This window comes from Aeromonas veronii (genome assembly GCF_040215105.1).
Lineage (GTDB): Bacteria > Pseudomonadota > Gammaproteobacteria > Enterobacterales > Aeromonadaceae > Aeromonas > Aeromonas veronii_G.
In genome coordinates, this window is sequence record NZ_CP157875.1 from 602,739 (window position 1) to 618,380 (window position 15,642).

17 protein-coding genes are annotated in these 15,642 nt (G+C 64.5%); 9 read left to right on the top strand and 8 right to left on the bottom strand.

The window, feature by feature from the left end:
- Positions 1 to 10 precede the first annotated feature (10 nt).
- Positions 11 to 679, bottom strand: coding sequence for a GMP/IMP nucleotidase (gene yrfG, locus ABNP46_RS02940; RefSeq protein ID WP_349920931.1), 669 nt, complete (start codon positions 677 to 679; stop codon positions 11 to 13).
- Between the two features lie 156 nt (positions 680 to 835).
- On the opposite strand from yrfG, the gene nudE reads away from it, so the two are divergent.
- The 3 genes from nudE to ABNP46_RS02955 all read left to right on the top strand — a co-directional run bounded on the left by nudE (position 836) and on the right by ABNP46_RS02955 (position 3,978).
- Positions 836 to 1,453 (top strand): ADP compounds hydrolase NudE, encoded by a 618-nt coding sequence (gene nudE, locus ABNP46_RS02945; RefSeq protein WP_349920932.1) that lies wholly within the window; start codon positions 836 to 838, stop codon positions 1,451 to 1,453.
- Positions 1,454 to 1,484: 31 nt separating this feature from the next.
- A complete protein-coding gene (gene cysQ / locus ABNP46_RS02950) occupies positions 1,485 to 2,297 on the top strand; it encodes a 3'(2'),5'-bisphosphate nucleotidase CysQ (RefSeq protein WP_349920933.1) in 813 nt (270 codons plus the stop codon).
- A gap of 412 nt (positions 2,298 to 2,709) precedes the next feature.
- Positions 2,710 to 3,978, top strand: a complete 1,269-nt coding sequence (locus ABNP46_RS02955; RefSeq protein WP_349920934.1) for an aromatic amino acid transport family protein — start codon at positions 2,710 to 2,712, stop codon at positions 3,976 to 3,978.
- Between the two features lie 104 nt (positions 3,979 to 4,082).
- On the opposite strand, the gene ABNP46_RS02960 is transcribed toward ABNP46_RS02955, so the two are convergent.
- The 3 genes from ABNP46_RS02960 to metJ all read right to left on the bottom strand — a co-directional run bounded on the left by ABNP46_RS02960 (position 4,083) and on the right by metJ (position 5,608).
- Positions 4,083 to 4,421: a tRNA-binding protein gene (locus tag ABNP46_RS02960; RefSeq protein ID WP_349920935.1), complete on the bottom strand. Its 339-nt coding sequence runs from the start codon at positions 4,419 to 4,421 to the stop codon at positions 4,083 to 4,085.
- Positions 4,422 to 4,504: 83 nt separating this feature from the next.
- Entirely contained in the window at positions 4,505 to 5,248 is a 744-nt protein-coding gene (locus ABNP46_RS02965) for an AraC family transcriptional regulator (protein ID WP_349920936.1), read from the bottom strand.
- A gap of 36 nt (positions 5,249 to 5,284) precedes the next feature.
- The gene (gene metJ / locus ABNP46_RS02970) at positions 5,285 to 5,608 is read right to left on the bottom strand and encodes a met regulon transcriptional regulator MetJ (RefSeq protein WP_349920937.1); all 324 of its coding nucleotides are present in this window, start codon (positions 5,606 to 5,608) and stop codon (positions 5,285 to 5,287) included.
- Positions 5,609 to 5,828: 220 nt separating this feature from the next.
- On the opposite strand from metJ, the gene metB reads away from it, so the two are divergent.
- Together metB and ABNP46_RS02980 are read left to right on the top strand one after the other, a co-directional pair.
- Positions 5,829 to 6,998, top strand: coding sequence for a cystathionine gamma-synthase (metB, locus tag ABNP46_RS02975; protein WP_349920938.1), 1,170 nt, complete (start codon positions 5,829 to 5,831; stop codon positions 6,996 to 6,998).
- The gene (locus tag ABNP46_RS02980) at positions 6,999 to 9,452 is read left to right on the top strand and encodes a bifunctional aspartate kinase/homoserine dehydrogenase II (RefSeq protein WP_349920939.1); all 2,454 of its coding nucleotides are present in this window, start codon (positions 6,999 to 7,001) and stop codon (positions 9,450 to 9,452) included.
- Positions 9,453 to 9,522: 70 nt separating this feature from the next.
- Here ABNP46_RS02980 and ABNP46_RS02985 read toward each other — a convergent pair whose 3' ends face one another.
- Positions 9,523 to 10,212 carry an LrgB family protein gene (locus ABNP46_RS02985; protein ID WP_349920941.1) on the bottom strand — a complete coding sequence of 230 codons (690 nt, stop codon included), beginning with the start codon at positions 10,210 to 10,212 and terminating at the stop codon, positions 9,523 to 9,525.
- Positions 10,205 to 10,606, bottom strand: coding sequence for a CidA/LrgA family protein (locus tag ABNP46_RS02990; RefSeq protein ID WP_349920942.1), 402 nt, complete (start codon positions 10,604 to 10,606; stop codon positions 10,205 to 10,207). Before ABNP46_RS02990 ends, ABNP46_RS02985 begins: the two co-directional genes overlap by 8 nt.
- A 125-nt stretch (positions 10,607 to 10,731) precedes the next feature.
- Between ABNP46_RS02990 and ABNP46_RS02995 the strand changes: the two genes are divergently transcribed.
- Positions 10,732 to 11,625: a LysR family transcriptional regulator gene (locus tag ABNP46_RS02995; RefSeq protein ID WP_349922352.1), complete on the top strand. Its 894-nt coding sequence runs from the start codon at positions 10,732 to 10,734 to the stop codon at positions 11,623 to 11,625.
- Here ABNP46_RS02995 and ABNP46_RS03000 read toward each other — a convergent pair.
- Positions 11,612 to 13,102 (bottom strand): PLP-dependent aminotransferase family protein, encoded by a 1,491-nt coding sequence (locus ABNP46_RS03000; protein ID WP_349920943.1) that lies wholly within the window; start codon positions 13,100 to 13,102, stop codon positions 11,612 to 11,614. The two genes, ABNP46_RS02995 and ABNP46_RS03000, sit on opposite strands and share 14 nt — an antisense overlap.
- Before the next feature lie 124 nt (positions 13,103 to 13,226).
- Here ABNP46_RS03000 and ABNP46_RS03005 point away from each other — a divergent pair, with 124 nt between their 5' ends.
- From ABNP46_RS03005 to ABNP46_RS03015, 3 genes are all read left to right on the top strand, one after another.
- Positions 13,227 to 13,694 carry an OsmC family protein gene (locus ABNP46_RS03005; RefSeq protein ID WP_349920944.1) on the top strand — a complete coding sequence of 156 codons (468 nt, stop codon included), beginning with the start codon at positions 13,227 to 13,229 and terminating at the stop codon, positions 13,692 to 13,694.
- 99 nt (positions 13,695 to 13,793) lie between these two features.
- Positions 13,794 to 14,243: a rhodanese-like domain-containing protein gene (locus ABNP46_RS03010; RefSeq protein WP_349920946.1), complete on the top strand. Its 450-nt coding sequence runs from the start codon at positions 13,794 to 13,796 to the stop codon at positions 14,241 to 14,243.
- On the top strand, positions 14,233 to 14,961 hold the full coding sequence (locus tag ABNP46_RS03015) for a GNAT family N-acetyltransferase (protein WP_349920947.1): 729 nt from the start codon (positions 14,233 to 14,235) through the stop codon (positions 14,959 to 14,961). Before ABNP46_RS03010 ends, ABNP46_RS03015 begins: the two co-directional genes overlap by 11 nt.
- Before the next feature lie 80 nt (positions 14,962 to 15,041).
- Here the strand turns inward: ABNP46_RS03015 and ybaK are convergent, their stop codons facing one another.
- Positions 15,042 to 15,512: a Cys-tRNA(Pro) deacylase gene (ybaK, locus tag ABNP46_RS03020; RefSeq protein ID WP_349920948.1), complete on the bottom strand. Its 471-nt coding sequence runs from the start codon at positions 15,510 to 15,512 to the stop codon at positions 15,042 to 15,044.
- Positions 15,513 to 15,642: the final 130 nt, after the last annotated feature.

Sequence of the window (15,642 nt, forward strand, 5' to 3'; positions counted from 1 at the left end):
GCGAGGGAGGTCAGGCCGTGAGGGGCAGCAGGTCGGCGTAATCCTTGAGAGCCGGGAAGCGCTGGAACCGCAGGGGTGGCATGGCGCTGTCGGGCTGGTGGATGCCAAGCTGGTGGGCGATGCCGTAGTCGGCGGAGGCCGTCAGGATCCGCTCGCTGTCGTCGATGAAGAGGGTGCGGGCGGGATCGAAGGGCAGGCGTTCGGCCAGCGCCTGCCAGCAGTGCTGGCTCTCCTTCGACCAGCCGAGATCATGGGTGCTGACGATCTCGTCGAGATGCTCATCGAGCCCAAGCCGTTCGATCTTGACCGCCAGGCTGGCGGGATGGGCGTTGGTGAAGAGAACCCGGCGCTTGCCGGCGGCCTTGAGGGCGGCGAGAAACGCGACGGCATTGGGGCGCCACTGAATTTTCCCCAGGATCTCCTGCTTCATCCCCCGGATGTCGAGCCCCAGTGTCTGGCTCCAGTAGTCCACGCAGTACCAGTCGAGGGTCCCCGCTACCGCCTCGTAGTGGGCGTCGATGCGCCGCTTCGCTTCGTCCGGTGCGAGATGGTGGCGTTCGGCATAGCGTGCCGGCACCAGGATCTGCCACAGGTGGCTGTCAAACTGCAGGTCGATCAGGGTGCCATCCATGTCGAGCAAAACGGTATCAATCTGGTGCCAGGGGAGGGAAGCGGGCATGCATCATCCTTTCGTATCGCGTAGCGAGGGAGAGTGGAGTGGAAAGGGCGGGATTATAACGGATTTTTCAGACACCTTTAGCACACTTGCCCCGTGGTGTTCATTCGGTGAGTCGTTTACTCTTGAAGCACGATTTTTGATGAGCAGCCAGCCCCGATGAGTGACAGTCACAAGTGCAACCCCGTACACCTCAGTGTCGATGCCCTGGCGCAGGACAAGGTCAAACCGGCGATCCTCAAGGCCGAGATCGTGGCCGAGAGCCGGTTGTTCAAGGTGGAATCCCTGCACCTCCAGTTTTCCAACGGGGAGGAGCGGGTCTACGAGCGGATGCGCGGCGGCAACCGGGGGGCCGTCATGGTGGTGCCCCTGCTCGATGCGCATACCCTGCTGCTGGTGCGGGAATACGCGGCGGGCACCCACTCCTATGAACTGGGCTTCCCCAAGGGGCTGATCGATCCCGGCGAGAACGCCTTCGAGGCGGGCAACCGGGAGTTGATGGAGGAAGCGGGCTTCGGGGCCCGGGATCTGGTGTCCCTCAAGCAGGTCTCCCTCGCCCCCGGCTACTTCTCCAGCCGGATGGACATCCTGCTGGCACGGGAGCTCTACCCCGAGCAGCGCGTCGGCGACGAGCCGGAGCCCCTCGAGGTGATCCCCTGGCCCCTCGATCAGATCGATGAATTGTTGGCGCGACCCGACTTTACCGAGTCGCGCAGCATCAGCGCCCTGCTGCTGGCCCGCAAGTGGCTGGCAGAGCAGGGAAACGAGCGCCCCTGAGGCGCAGAGTTTGGAAAGTAGAGGTAGCGAGATGCAGGAGCTGTTGTCCTGGGTGCCTGGGGTCAAGGAGATTGCCCGCGAAGCAGGCAGGATCCTTCACGAAATCTATCACGGCGGTCAATTCGAGCGTCAGCTGAAGGAGGATGCGACCCCGGTCACCAGTGCCGACCTTGCTGCCGATGCCTACCTCAAGGAAGCGCTGTCGGCGCTGACTCCCCATATCCCCGTGCTGACCGAAGAAGCAGCCGACGTTCCCTTCAGCCTGCGGGCCGCCTGGCGGCAATACTGGCTGGTGGACCCTTTGGACGGCACCGGCGAGTTCATCGCCGGCAGCGGTGACTTCGCCACCCTGATCGCCCTGGTGCGGGACAACGTGCCCGTGCTCGGGGTCATTTATGCCCCCGAATCCGACGTGCTCTACTGGGCGGTGCGTGGCCACGGTGCCTTCAAGGAGACGGGGGGTGAGGTCTATCCCATCAGCGCCATGCACCACGAGCACGATCAGCCGGATGCCCTGGTGGTGGCCATCAGCCGTCGCCAGAAGCTGGAGCGACTGACCCGCCGTCTCAACCCGGCCATCAACTATGAGCTGATCCCGCTCGGCTCCAGTTCGCTCAAATCCTGCCTGGTGGCGGAGGGGGCCGCCGACTGCTACGTGCGCCTCGGCCCCACCGGCGAGTGGGACACCGCCGCCGCCCAGTGCATCGTCGAGGCGGCCGGGGGACGCATCCTCAGCCTGGCGCTGCAGCCTCTCAGCTATAACGAGACGGAGTCGCTGGAGAACCCGGACTTCATCGTGATGGGGGATCCGGATCTTGCCTGGGGCAAGATCCTGGTCAGCTGAGGGGCGGGATCCCGCTGCCAACATCGCAAAGGGCGACCTCAGGGTCGCCCTTTGCGTTAGCGCAATCATCTGCCTTCATGCATGTTAAACAGGGATATACGCTAGCCATTGGCGTGAATGGCAGTGGATCATCACAACAAGCCATGATTGTCTGGTCTGTCATTTCATGTAATTCTGCAATCCACTGATTTATCAAAGTAAAAAATCAAATTTATCTATAATTTTGGTTTTATATATCGCCAAATCTATCTTGGTCGGTATTTCTTGAACATCAAGGCCGCTTCCCCCTTCCCAATCACACTGGCTAGGTCGCGCTTTGGTAGTGAGATCTGCCAGCCACCTTTTTTGAGAATTAAATTCTGAAAGAGCACAATCGTTGCAGTTTTAAATACTGACAATAAGTGAATTATCGATGAGTTTATCTGCAGAGGTCACCGCGGAGCTGTCCGGTTCCCAAGCTGTCGTCGCCCACACCGGCTGGCGCCGTCACGATACCCACTGGGTCATCAGCCTGTTTGGCACCGCGGTCGGTGCCGGCATCCTGTTCCTGCCCATCAATCTGGGGCTCGGCGGGATCTGGCCCCTGGTCATCGTCGCCGTGCTGGCCGGTCCCATGACCTTCCTGGCCCACCGTGGGCTGGCGCGCTTCGTGCTCTCCTCCTCCCGCCCCCAGGCGGATTTCACCGAGGTGGCGGAGGAGCATTTCGGCAAGATGGCCGGTCGGCTCATCTCCATGCTCTATTTCCTCTCCATCTTCCCGATCCTGCTCATCTACGGCGTCGGGCTGACCAACACGGTGGAGAGCTTCATGGTGAATCAGCTCGGCATGCTTACCCCAAACCGGGTGATGCTCTCCGGTGTGCTGGTGTTCGCCATGATCGCCGTGATGCTGGCCGGTGAGAAGGCCATGCTGCGGGCCTTCGCCTTCATGGTTTATCCGCTGGCGGCCATTCTGGCGGCACTCTCTTTCTACCTCATTCCCCAGTGGCACTGGCCACAGATGGTGGCATTTGAAGGGGGGAGCTTTCTCAACACCGTCTGGCTGGCGCTGCCGGTGACGGTATTTGCCTTCAGCCACGCCGCCGCCATCTCGGGCTTTGCCAACGTGCAGCGCCGGGAATACGGCGAGCAGGCGGAGGCCAAGAGCGGCCTCATCCTGCGCAACACCACCGTCATGCTGGTGGGCTTCGTGCTGTTCTTCGTCTTCTCCTGCGTGCTGAGCCTCTCCCCGGCCCAGCTGGCCGAGGCCAAGGCCCAGAACGTCTCCGTGCTCTCCTATCTTGCCAACATCACCGACAACCCGGTGATCATCACCCTGGGGCCGCTCATCGCCTTCATCGCCATCAGCTCCTCCTTCCTCGGCCATTTCCTCGGGGCCCGCGAGAGCCTCAAGAGCCTGATCGCTAAGCCCACCGGCCTGTCGCTCGGGAGGGCGGACAAGGTCGGCATCGCCCTGATGTTCTTCGCCATCTGGGGGGCGGCGGTCATCAACCCCGGCATCCTCGGCCTGATGGAGACCCTCTCCGGCCCCGTCATCGCCATGATCCTGTTCATCATGCCGGTGGTGGCCATCTACAAGGTGGAGGCGCTGGCCCGTTTTCGTCAGGGCTGGGTCAACGGTTTCATCCTGCTGACCGGATCGCTCGCGGTGTCGGCGCTGCTGTTCAGCCTGCTGGGATAAGCCGACTGCAAAATCCGGGTAACGGAAAATAATGAAAAGAGAGGCGACCCCGGGGTCGCCTCTCTTGTTTCGTCTGGCTGAGCCTTCTGCTCACGGCGGGGGATTTATCCCAGCTTGGCGCCGTTTTCCACCGCCTGCTCCGGGATGGCCATCACCACGGCGCCGTCCGGCCGGTAGAAACCGGTGAGCAGAAATTCCGACTGGAAGGGGCCTATCTGCTTGGTGGGGAAGTTCACCACCGCCACTATCTGGCGGCCCACCAGATCGTCCGGTTGATAGAGGTCGGTGATCTGGGCGCTGCTCTTGCGCACCCCGATCTCGGGGCCGAAATCCGCCCACACCTTGTAGGCGGGTTTGCGCGCCTCGGGGAAGGGCTCGACCCGCACCAGGGTGCCCACCCGGAGCTCCACCATCTCGAAATCCTGCCAGCTTATGGTCTGCATCTTGGCTCCTCGTATCGCCTGCTCCATCTGCCTGCCAGCATGCCTCATGAGCCCGGCATTGTCTTCGGCGCAGAGCCGATCCGTTATGGCAACTGGCCGTTTTGCTGGCGCCAGAGGGACGGGGTCAGGCCGGTCTCGGTGAGGAAGCGCTCGGCGAAGGCCCCCTGATCCCGGTAGCCGCAGCGGCAGGCTATCTCGCCGATGGGCAGGGAAGTGTGGGCCAACAGGTTGCGGGCCAGCGCCATGCGCCGCTGCCGGATGTAGTGGGAGACGCTCATGCCGAGCTGCTGGCGAAAGGCGTGCTTGAACTGGCTCTGACCGAGGCAGGCGAGGGCGGCGAGGCGCGCGTTGGTGAGGGGCTCGGCGAGGTGGGTCTCGATATGGCGCTGGACCCTGACGATGCGCGGGGGGATGGGGACGGCGATGCTCTGAGGCTCCGCCAGCAGGTTCAGCCAGATCTGATCCATCCCCGCCACGTGGCGATCTTCGGCCACCATCTGGCGCAGGAAGGCAAGATAGTGGCGCTGGGCGGCATCCAGCTCGATAAAGGGGCGCTCGCCCAGGCGGCCCGGCAGCCAGGGGCTCTCCTGCACCAGGAAGGAGAGAGCCGGGTCGGCGGCGTAATCGTGACGCTCACCGGGGGCGATGACGCAGGCAAAGCCGGGGGTGAGGTGTCGACCCCGGCCCTGCACTTCTATCTCGATGGGGCCGTCCAGGGGGATCACCAACTGGGCGAAGTCGTGGCTGTGGCTGCTGATATCAGACTGGTAGCGGCGCAGGCTGAAGGGACTGGCCGATGACAATGACGCGGCCAGGGGCCGCGTCATTGAGGGGGAAGTGCTCTTTGCCATCTGCTCGCAAGCTTATTCGGCGTCGAAGTCTTCGATCTCCTTGCCGAGCGCTTCCATGATGGCGCGCGCCTCGGCAGGGACGCTGTCCGGGTGATCCTTGCGCAGATCCTCGTCACCGGGCAGCGGCTGGCCGGTAAAGGCGTGCAGGAAGGCTTCACAGAGCAGCTCACTGTTGGTCGCATGACGCAGGTTGTTCACCTGGCGACGGGTGCGCTCATCGGTCAGCACCTTCAGCACCTTGAGCGGGATCGAGACGGTAATCTTCTTGACCTGTTCGCTCTTCTTGCCGTGTTCCGCGTAGGGGCTGACGTAGTCGCCGTTCCACTCTGTTCCCATGATCCACCTGTTCTCATTTGGCCGTGAGCGCGGATTTTAACCCTTAAGGAAATCAATGGCAATCCAACAGCAAAGCCATTTAGACGTCCAGAAGTGTTGACGGCTTTTTTAAGCTGGCGTACTGTGGTTCACCATGGGCCTTCGCTATGGCCGACCGAGAGGGATGACGTGGGCGACTGACCGCCAGCACGGTCCCCAGACAGATCAAATGGAGAGTGACATGACCCACAAGGCCACCCTGGCGGTACGTACCGGCATTGAGACAGACACCCAGCACGGCGCCGTGGTGCCGCCCATCTATCTCTCCAGCAACTACACCTTCGCCGATTTCGGCGAGCCGCGCACCTACGATTACGCCCGCTCCGGCAACCCGACCCGCACCAACCTGGCGGATGCCCTGGCTGCCCTGGAAGGGGGCGCCGGCGCCGTGGTGACGGGTACCGGCATGGGCGCCGTTCACCTGGTGACCACGGCCCTGCTCAAGGCCGGCGACCTGCTGATCGCCCCCCATGACTGCTACGGCGGCACCTGGCGCCTGTTCGAATACCTGGCGGCCAAGGGCCACTACCGGGTGCTGTTCGTGGATCAGGGAGATGCCGTCGCCCTGGCCGAGGCGCTGGCCCAGAAACCGGCGCTGGTGTGGGTGGAGACCCCCTCCAACCCGCTGCTGCGGGTGGTGGATGTGGCCGCCATCGCCACCGCGTCTCACGAGGTGGGGGCCAAGGTGGTGGTGGACAACACCTTCCTCTCGCCGCTGTTGCAGCAACCCCTGGCCCTCGGCGCCGACCTGGTGGTGCACTCGACCACCAAATACATCAACGGCCACTCCGACGTGGTGGGTGGGGTGGCGATCGCCAAGGAGGCCGCCCTTGCCGACTCCCTGGTGTGGTGGGCCAACTGCCTGGGGCTGACCTCGGGGGCGTTTGATTCCTACCTCACCCTGCGGGGCCTGCGCACCCTGGCGCCGCGCCTGCGCGCCCATCAGGAGAACACGGACCGGATCCTCGCCTTCCTGCAGCAGCAGCCCCTGGTGAAGACCATTTATCACCCCAGCCTGCCGAGTCACCCCGGTCACGAGATTGCGCGCCGTCAACAGTCCGGTTTCGGCGCCATGCTAAGTTTTGAACTCGATTGCAGCGAAGCAGGCCTGCGTGCCTTCCTGGATGCGCTGACCTTCTTCTCGGTGGCGGAATCCCTTGGCGGGGTGGAAAGCCTGGTGGCTCACCCCGCCAGCATGACCCACAGGGCCATGACCCTGGCGGCGCAGCAGGCGGCGGGCATCAGCGCCCAGCTGCTGCGCCTGTCGGTTGGCATAGAACACGGTGAAGACCTGGTGGCCGATCTGGCCCGGGCATTTGAACAAGCAGCATTGGCAGAGCAGGTGAAGTAAATGGAACAGCAGCAAGGAGAGGTAGCGGTGGCAGCAGAAGCAGCGTTGAAGCGGCGTCATGTGCACAAGTTCGGCGGAAGCAGCCTGGCGGATCCGGTCTGTTATCGCCGGGTGGCCAGCATCGTCGAGCAGCAGACGGGCGGTCATGAACTGGTGGTGGTTTCCGCCGCCGGCAAGACCACCAACCGGCTGATCCAGCTGGTGGAGCTGGCTGAAGCGGGGGATGAGGCCGCCGGGGAAGCCATCACCGCCCTGCACGCCTATCAGCAGAGCCTGATCGACGGCCTGCTGGAGGGCGAGCTGCAACTCTCCCTGAGCAAGCAGCTTGCCGATGATCTGCAACTGATCGCCAAGACCCTGGAGGGGCAGTTCGATCGCTTCGAGCGCAACGGCCTGCTCGCCTTCGGCGAGGTGTGGTCCGCGCGTCTGCTGGCCGCCCTGCTCAGCAGCCGTGGCGAACCGGCCATCTGGCTCGATGCCCGCAGCTTCCTGCGGGCCGAGGACGGCGCCCTGGTCAAGGTGGATACGGCGCTCTCCAGCGAACTGCTCAAGGCTCGTCTGGCGGAGCACGCCGGTCGCATCGTGGTGACCGGTTTCATCGCCGCCGACCTGGAGGGGCGCTCCCTGCTGCTCGGCCGCAACGGTTCCGACTACAGCGCCAGCCTGCTGGCAGCGCTGGCGGACGGCGAGTCCACCACCATCTGGAGTGACGTGGCCGGGGTCTACAGCGCGGATCCGCGCCGGGTGAAGGAGGCGCGCCTGCTGGAGCGTCTGAGCCTGGCCGAGGCCAACGAGCTGGCCCGTCTCGGCTCCTCCGTGCTGCATTCGCGCACCCTGCAGCCGGTGGCGGACAGCCGCCAGCGCCTCACTCTGCGCTGCAGCTACAACCCGGATGAGGGGTGCACCCACATATTGCGCCGTGCGCCGCGCTCCGGCGGGGCCCGCATCGTCTCCTCGGTGGATCAGATTGCGCTGATCGAACTGAAGGTGCTGCCCCAGACCGGCTATGACCAGACGGTGGCGGCCATCGAGGCCCATCTGGCCCGCCATCGCCTGCACCCTCTCACCCTGCAACGCCAGCCGGATCGGCGGGTGCTGCGCCTCGCCTACACCCTGGAGGTGGCCGAGGGGGCCTTCGAGGTGCTGCGGGACTTCCAGCTGCAGGGCAACTTCACCGGCCTCATCCAGAAGGAGGGCTACAGCCTGGTGGCCCTGGTGGGAGCCGGGGTGACCGACAACGCCGAACAGTGTCACCGCTTCTATCAGCTGCTGGCGGATCAGCCCCTGGAGTTCGTGCAGGTGGCCAGAGATGGGCTGAGTCTGGTGGCCGTGCTGCGCCAGGTGGTGCTGGAGCCTCTGCTCATCGCCCTGCACAGCGCCTTGTTCAGCCGCCCGACCCGGGTCGGTCTGGTGGTGTTCGGCAAGGGCAACATAGGCGGCCACTGGCTTAGCCTCTACGCCCGGGAGAAGGCGCGTCTCGAGCATGAGCTCAACTTGGCGATCACCCTCTATGGGGTCTTCGACTCCAAGGGGGGCCTGCTGGACGAGGAGGGGCTGGATCCCCTCAAGGTGCGGGACAAGTTTGATCCCAAGCCCCTCATCTGGCCCGAGCTGCTGGGCCAGCTGGAGCAGCACGGCTTCGATGCCCTGATCGCGCTGGACATGACGGCGAGCGAGACGGTGAGCCGCTACTACCCGGATTTTGCCCAGCTCGGCATCCACATCATCGCCGCCAACAAGTTTGCCGGTTCGGCGGAGAGCGAGTTCTACCAGCGCATCAAGCAGAGCTGCCGGGATCATCAGGTGCAGTGGCGTTACAACGCCACCGTCGGGGCGGGCCTGCCCATCCAGTCCAGCATCCAGATGCTGCGCCAGAGCGGCGATCGCATCCAGGGGGTCTCCGGCATCTTCTCCGGCACCCTCTCCTGGCTGTTCCAGCAGTACGACGGCAGCCGCCCCTTCTCCGAGCTGGTGGACGAGGCCTGGCAGCACGGCCTGACCGAGCCGGATCCCCGCGAGGATCTCTCCGGCCAGGATGTGCGCAGAAAGCTCTTGATCCTGGCCCGTGAGGCGGGTTTTGAACTCGACTCCGCCGACATCGAGCTGGAGAACCTGGTGCCCGTTCCCCTGCGCAAGGTGACCACGGATCAGTTCATGGACCGCCTTCAGGAGCTGGATGCCCCTATCCAGACGGCGTTTGAGGGGGCGCGCCGGGTCGGCAAGGTGCTGCGTTACGTGGCCCGCTTCGAGCACGATGGCAAGGCGCGGGTCGGGCTGGAGGCGCTGGAGCCCCATCACCCGTTTGCGAACCTGCTGCCCTGTGACAACGTGTTCGCCATCGAGAGCGACAGTTACCGCACCAATCCCCTGGTCATTCAGGGGCCGGGGGCGGGGCGCGAGGTGACGGCGGCGGCCATCCAGTACGATCTGTGGCAGATCTGCGCCAGCTTGTGACGGCCAGCAGCAATGAAGAAGAGGCGCCCAAGGGCGCCTCTTCTCGTTTCATGTCGCAAGCGTGGCCGTATTACCAGAACAGCCTGCCCAACAGGGGGGCGAGCAGCACGGTCGCCATGCCGGCGATCATCATCACCATGCTGGAGACCACGCCCTCCTCGTTGCCCATCTGATAGGCCCGGGCGGTGCCGGCACCATGGGCGGAGGCACCGAAGCCTGCCCCCTTGCCGAGGCGGCTGCGAATGGCGAGCACCGCCAGCACGCTCTCGCCGACCGCCATGCCGATCACCCCGGTCAGCACCACGAACAGGGCGGTGAGATCGGCATTGCCTCCCACGGAGCGGGTCGCCTCCACCGCGAAGGGGGTGGTGATGGAGCGCATGGCCATGCTGCGTTGCAGCAGCTCGGACAGGTTCAGCCAGCGGGCCAGCAGCACGGTACTGCCCACCGCCATGATGACGGAGGCGATGACCCCCACCGACAGCGACAGCCAGTGGCGGCGCATCAGCTGGCGGTTCTCGTAGACGGGCACCGCGAAGGCGACGGTGGCAGGTCCCAGCAGCCAGAGCAACCAGTGGGATTCGGCCATGTAGTCCTGATAGGGGATGTGGAACAGCATGACCACGGCCACCAGCAGGGCGGGGGCCAGCAGCAGGGGCATCAGCGGCAGTATGCGTTTGCGGGCATAGAGCCACTTGCTGGCGTAGTAGAACAGCAGGGTGAGGGCGAAGCAGAGCAGGCCGAGCAGGGTATCAGACATGGCGGCGACTCCGGCGGGCCAGCATGAGTTCGAAGCGATAGACTCTGTCCACCACCAATGCGGTAGTACCAAGCACCAAAATGGTGCTGATCACCAGCACGACCATGATGCGCCACCCCTCTTCAAGCAGCAGATCCTGATAGTTGACCACGGCCACCACGGCGGGCACGAAGAACAGCAGCATCTCCGCCAGCAACCAGCGGGCGCCGGCGCTGAACCACTGGGCCTTGACCACGCCCAGCAGAATGCAGACAAGCAACAGCAGCATGCCGGTGAGGTTGGCGGGCAAGGGCAGATGCAGGGTGCGAACCGCGGTATCCGCCAGCAGCCAGATGGCGGCGAGCAGGGCAATCTGGAAGGGCGTTTGCAACCAGCGAAGGCAGAAGGTTTTCATGATGGATGTCTGTCTGTGAACTTGATCACAGTATAAGAGGGAGACAAACCTGCAAAAAATGAATTTAAATCATGAAAAACATGCCATATTGGCATTGTTTGAACGTCATCATCTCGAGCCCCGCCATGGATATCCGAGCCCTGCGTTACTTCGTCGAACTGGTGCGTGAGCAGAGTTTCACCCGCGCCTCCGAGAAGCTGTTCGTCACCCAACCCACCATCAGCAAGATGATCCGCAACATGGAGGAGGAGCTGGGCCAGCCCCTGCTGAGTCGCTCGGGGCACAGCTTCACCCTCACCGACAGCGGCCAGGTGCTGTTCACCCATGGTCAGCTGGTGCTGGCCCAGATGCAGCAGATGGAGGCGGAACTCGCCGACTTGCAGAGTCTGCAGCACGGTCGCCTCGCCCTCGGCATCCCCCCCATGGTGGGCCACGTCTATGCGGATCTCATCCGCGCCTATCGCAGCCGTTACCCCAAGGTGGAGCTCTCCATCGTGGAGTACGGCGGACGGCGCATCGAGCAGGCGGTGCTGGAGGGGGAGCTGGATCTCGCCATCACCATGCTGCCGACCAAGGAGGAGGGAACCCTGAGCACCCTGGAACTGGATTGCTATCCCATCCAGGTGGTGCTGCCGGACGTCCCTCGCTGGCGGGCGCGGGCCGAAATCCGGCTGGGGGACTTGAGAGAAGAACCCTTCCTGCTCTACACCCAGGCCTTCACCCTGAGCGAACGGCTGGAGCAGGCCTGCCTGCAGGCGGGCTTCACTCCCCAGGTGGCGGCGCGCAGCAGCCAGTGGGATTTCCTTACCGCCATGGTGCGAAGCGGCATGGGGGTCGCCTTCCTGCCCGAACCCATCTGCCGTCGGCTGACCCCGGACGGCCTGGTGCTGCGGCCCCTGAAGCCTGAACTCAGCTGGCGGCTCGGGGTTATCTGGCCCGCCAGGCGTTACCTCTCCCGCACCGCCGAGGCCTGGCTCGAATTGTGCCGGGAGAGTCAGGAGCAGATCACGACTCCCTGAGTCTGTCGGCTCGGGGTGGACGGGGGAGAGTGCTCGCCAGTGTCGGGAGCGGATTGGCCCTCATCAGCTCCCCCAACCGGCGACAGAGCCGACGCAGGGTCTGGTTGTCGAGACAACCGAAACCGAGCAGCCAGCCTTCCCGGCTGGGGGCCCCGAGGTGAAACTGGCCCAAGGGGCGAACGCCCAGCCCCAGGGCATTGGCGGCGTCTGTCCAGCGCGCCTCGCCACCGGCGGGCAGCAGTACGGCGCACTGCAGGCCGGCACCACTGTGGATGGGGGTGAGGGTGGGGCAATGCTCGGCGAGCTCGCGCAGCAGCAGATCCCGCCGACTCTGGTAGACGAGCCGACTCTGGCGCAGGTGGGCGGCGAAGTGACCGGCGCGGATGAAATCAGCCGTGACCGCCTGCTGCAACTGGTTGCTATGGCCATCGATGGCGGCGCGGGCCCGGCTGAAGGCCTCCATCAGCGGACGCGGCAGCACCAGATAGGCGAGACGCAGGGAACCGAACAGCACCTTGCTGAAGGTGCCCACATAGATGACCCGCCCCTGTCCATCCAGCCCCTGCAGGGCGGGGAGCGGGCGCTGATCGTACTGATACTCCCCGTCGTAATCGTCCTCCAGCACCCAGGCTCCCTGCCGCTCGGCTTCGGCCAATAGCGCCATGCGCCGCGTCAGGCTCATGGGCACCCCCAGGGGATACTGGTGGGCGGGGGTGCAGTAGATAAGCCTGGGTCTGGGGTGTTCTCCGATTGGATTCATCCCTTCTTCATCCACCGGCACAGGGTGGATGCGGGCGCCGGCGCTCTCCATGGCGGTGCGCGCCCCCGGGTAGCCGGGATCCTCCATCCAGACGCACTCTCCTGCGTCGATCAGCAACTGGGTTGCCAACATGATCCCCTGCTGGGAGCTGGTGAGGATCAGGATCTGATCCGCCTCGCACACCACGCCCCTTGACTGCACCAGATAGCTGCTGATGGCGGCGCGCAGCTCCGGCAGGCCCTGCGGCTCCCCGTAGTTCATCCAGTCGCCGGCCCGCTGGCGCCATTGCTGCTGCATCAGACGGCCCCAGAGAGCCTGGGGAAAGAGACGGGGATCCGGCTGGCTGGAGGCAAAGGAGCTGCCCACCTCCGGCACCTCCGGGCAGGCGCTGCCTGCGGCCATCTCCTGGCCCCGGCGCGAGAGCCCCGCTGCCGACTGGGGCGGGCGCGGGGTGGGTCTCACTGCCGCCAGCGCCACGAAGCTGCCAGCCCCGACCCTGCGTACCAGATAACCCTCCGATTCCAGCCGGCCGTAGGCGAGCTCCACCGTGCTGCGGGAGATGCCGAGATCGCTCGCCAGCAACCGGCTCGCGGGCAGTCGGCTGTGCTGTGGCAGGTGGCCCGCGAGGATGGCTTCTCGCAGGGTGCGCACCAGCTGCTCATGAAGCGGCAGATCCCCATGGCGATGGTGAGCGAACAAGGTTGGCAGGACCGTCATGGCGGGCTCCAGCTAGCGATCGAAATTGGTCTGCTTATATTGGCAAAATTGGTCGGGGTGGCAAGGCCATTGTGCCGCTACATTGGAACCATCATCGGGATATCAGCCACCATAGGGAGTCGTTATGTCGGAGTTTGGCGCCATCATCAGCTGGCAGCGGGGGGAGGATGAAGCCTTCGTGGATCAGCGTTACAGTCGGGCCCACAGCTGGGAGTTTGACGGCGGCGTGCGGGTGCCCGCTTCCTCCTCTCCCCATGTGGTGCCCTTGCCCTATTCGGTGGCGGACAATGTCGACCCCGAGGAGGCCTTCGTCGCGGCGCTCTCCAGCTGTCATATGCTCACCTTCCTCTGGCTGGCGGCCAGGGCGGGCTATCGGGTGGAGAGCTATCAGGACGAGGCGATCGGCATCATGGCAGCGGACGAGCGCGGTCGCCAGTCCGTCACCCGGGTCAGGCTGCGTCCGCTCATCGTCTTCGGTGGCGAGCGACAGCCGGGTATGCCCGAGCTGGAGCAGTTGCATCACCAGGCCCACGAGGAGTGTTTTATCGCAAACTCGGTGCGCACCGTCGTGACCACCGAGATCAGGCGTTAATCGGCGGTGAGAACCACCGTTACCACAGAGATCAAAACCTGGTCGGCGCGGGCAGCCGTCATGGCCGGGATCAGACACGAGTCGCAAGGAGCAGGCAGTATGAGTCAGGTAATGAGTACCGGGGTCGCGAGCCCGATGGAGGCCAGTGCGTTTTTCGAGGCACAGTTGAAATACCGCACCGATCCGGCGGACCTGGCCGCGGATCTGCTGAGCGGGGAGGCGGGTGAGGAGGGGAAGATAGTGGTCATCGACACCCGCTCCCCCGCCCACTACGCCGAAGGGCACATTCCGGGAGCCGTCTCTTTCCCCCATCGCACCATGAACGCCGCCAGCACGGCCGACCTGCCGAGGGACAAGGTCTATGTCTGCTATTGCGACGGCATCGGTTGCAACGGCTCGACTCAGGGAGCCTACAAGCTGGCGGCGCTGGGCTTTCAGGTCAAAGAGCTGATCGGTGGTCTGCACTGGTGGCGTCAGGACGGCTTCGCCGTCGCCACCGGCAGCGAGGCCGGTGTCTTGTTGGAAGGAGGGATTGCCTGTGCCTGCTGAGCCATTTCTGAACGAATTCGATCAGCCCGTTGGCGCCCTGGTGCCGGGCTGGGCGGGAGCCGAGTTCCCCCCCAAGGCGGTGATGCGCGGCTGGGGTTGCCGCCTTGAGCCGCTGGATCCCGCGCGTCACTGTGGCTCGCTCTGGCAGGCATTTGCTGCCGACAGCGGGGCCATGTGGACCTATCTTACCAGCGGTCCCTTCGAGGATGAGGCGGCCATGCTGGCCTGGCTGCAACAGAGCGCCGCCAAGGCGGATCCCCAGTTCTACGCCATTGTGGACGAGGAGAGCGGCAAGGCGCTGGGGCTGGCCAGCTATCTGCGCATCGACCCGGCCGCTGGCAGCATAGAGGTGGGTTGGCTGCACTTCTCCCCCGCCATGCAGCGCACCCGACTCTCCACCGCCGCCATGGCGCTGATGATGGGCAACGCCTTCGCGCTCGGCTACCGGCGCTACGAGTGGAAGTGCAACGATCTCAACTGGCCCTCCCGTCATGCGGCGCTGCGCCTTGGCTTCAGCTATGAGGGCACCTTCCGTCAGGCGCGGGTGGACAAGGGGCGCTCCCGCGATACCGCCTGGTTCTCGGTGATCGACGGCGAATGGCCGGTCCTGAAAACGGCTTTCGAGCGCTGGCTGGCGGATGAGAACTTCGACGAAGCGGGGCACCAGAGAGTGCGCCTCTCCGATCTCACGGCCGCCGTACGAAACGGCGACCAATAGGCATCCAGAGCTATCAGCGTGGTTGGTGATGACACGAGAGAGGCCCCGATATCGGGGCCTCTCTTCATTCACGCCTTGATCTAGTCGTGATGCTCGCCGATGGGGGCGGCAATCCACTTCATCAGGGTCAGCATGTCCTGAGGCGCTACCCCCACCGAGAGGCCGCGCTTGCCGCCGCTCACCAGGATCTCGTCATACAGCATGGCGGAGTCATCCAGCACGGTGGGCAGCAGCTTCTTCTGGGCCAAGGGGCTGATGCCGCCCACCTTGTAACCGGTCAGCTTCTCGGCCTCCGCCGGTTTCATCATCTCCACCTTCTTGAGCCCCGCCGCCTTGGCGAGTTGCTTGAGGCTGCACATGCCCGATGAGGGGACAATGGCCACCACCGCCTGCTTGTCGTGGTGGGCGATCAGGGTCTTGAACACCTGCGCCTCCGGCAGGCCGAGCTGGGTCGCGGCATGTTTGCCAAAGTCGTCGTGGGCCTCGCACTCGTAGGGGTAGAGCTTGTGGGGGATCTTGAGCTTTTTCAGCAGGTTGATAGCGGGGGTCATCGGGGTTCCTCGAGCCGGGACAAGGCCAGACAGTCTGCGCCCGAGATGTCGGCATGGCAAGGGGTCAGGTCAATTCACCGCCATGCCGGGTGAGTGCGGGAATGCCGTCCCGCATCTCCGCCGGGCTCTG

What these genes read in the sequence shown, in the direction of transcription:
- metB (WP_349920938.1), top strand. Translation starts at nt 5,829, where the DNA reads ATGACCCACAAGGCCACCCTGGCGGTACGTACCGGCATTGAGACAGAC.
- nudE (WP_349920932.1), top strand. Translation starts at nt 836, where the DNA reads ATGAGTGACAGTCACAAGTGCAACCCCGTACACCTCAGTGTCGATGCC.
- yrfG (WP_349920931.1), bottom strand. Translation starts at nt 679, where the DNA reads ATGCCCGCTTCCCTCCCCTGGCACCAGATTGATACCGTTTTGCTCGAC.
- ABNP46_RS02995 (WP_349922352.1), top strand. Translation starts at nt 10,732, where the DNA reads ATGGATATCCGAGCCCTGCGTTACTTCGTCGAACTGGTGCGTGAGCAG.
- ybaK (WP_349920948.1), bottom strand. Translation starts at nt 15,512, where the DNA reads ATGACCCCCGCTATCAACCTGCTGAAAAAGCTCAAGATCCCCCACAAG.
- ABNP46_RS03000 (WP_349920943.1), bottom strand. Translation starts at nt 13,102, where the DNA reads ATGACGGTCCTGCCAACCTTGTTCGCTCACCATCGCCATGGGGATCTG.
- ABNP46_RS02990 (WP_349920942.1), bottom strand. Translation starts at nt 10,606, where the DNA reads ATGAAAACCTTCTGCCTTCGCTGGTTGCAAACGCCCTTCCAGATTGCC.
- metJ (WP_349920937.1), bottom strand. Translation starts at nt 5,608, where the DNA reads ATGGGAACAGAGTGGAACGGCGACTACGTCAGCCCCTACGCGGAACAC.
- ABNP46_RS02955 (WP_349920934.1), top strand. Translation starts at nt 2,710, where the DNA reads ATGAGTTTATCTGCAGAGGTCACCGCGGAGCTGTCCGGTTCCCAAGCT.
- ABNP46_RS03010 (WP_349920946.1), top strand. Translation starts at nt 13,794, where the DNA reads ATGAGTCAGGTAATGAGTACCGGGGTCGCGAGCCCGATGGAGGCCAGT.
- ABNP46_RS02980 (WP_349920939.1), top strand. Translation starts at nt 6,999, where the DNA reads ATGGAACAGCAGCAAGGAGAGGTAGCGGTGGCAGCAGAAGCAGCGTTG.
- ABNP46_RS03005 (WP_349920944.1), top strand. Translation starts at nt 13,227, where the DNA reads ATGTCGGAGTTTGGCGCCATCATCAGCTGGCAGCGGGGGGAGGATGAA.
- ABNP46_RS02960 (WP_349920935.1), bottom strand. Translation starts at nt 4,421, where the DNA reads ATGCAGACCATAAGCTGGCAGGATTTCGAGATGGTGGAGCTCCGGGTG.
- ABNP46_RS02965 (WP_349920936.1), bottom strand. Translation starts at nt 5,248, where the DNA reads ATGACGCGGCCCCTGGCCGCGTCATTGTCATCGGCCAGTCCCTTCAGC.
- ABNP46_RS02985 (WP_349920941.1), bottom strand. Translation starts at nt 10,212, where the DNA reads ATGTCTGATACCCTGCTCGGCCTGCTCTGCTTCGCCCTCACCCTGCTG.
- cysQ (WP_349920933.1), top strand. Translation starts at nt 1,485, where the DNA reads ATGCAGGAGCTGTTGTCCTGGGTGCCTGGGGTCAAGGAGATTGCCCGC.